We start from the raw sequence: 348 nt of genomic DNA on the forward strand, positions 1-348 counted from the left end.
CGCGAACACGTCGCCCGGCGCCGCCCAGTCCGCCGGTGCACCGGTGGGCGTCCAGGGGGTCATCGCGCGACCCGACACGGGATTGCGGGCCGACGGCAGTTGCGCCGCCCCGGCCTCACCCTCGTCGTCCGGCATCGCCCCGGAGCCGTTCGCCCTGCGGAACGCCGCCGCACGCTCGTCGGCTCCCACCGGCCGCCCGGCGCCCGCACGCCGCCCGGCCGGCGATGCCGATGTGCCGGGTGTCACGGGCACCGGTGGCCGCGTGATCTCTCCGAAAACATCCGGGCCCGGGGGGACGTCCCGGCCGCAGGACGCGTCCGGATGCGACGCTGTCTCTTATACACCTCT

Annotated in this window: 1 protein-coding gene; it reads right to left on the minus strand. The window is 76.1% G+C overall.

The window, feature by feature from the left end; translation table 11 throughout:
• Positions 1–189: hypothetical protein (locus NBZ85_RS31800; RefSeq protein ID WP_261563500.1), on the minus strand; the 189-nt coding region annotated here is incomplete at its 3' end.
• Positions 190–348: the final 159 nt, after the last annotated feature.

The organism is Frankia tisae, from assembly GCF_025403405.1.
In the GTDB taxonomy this organism is placed as follows: Bacteria; Actinomycetota; Actinomycetes; order Frankiales; family Frankiaceae; genus Frankia; species Frankia tisai.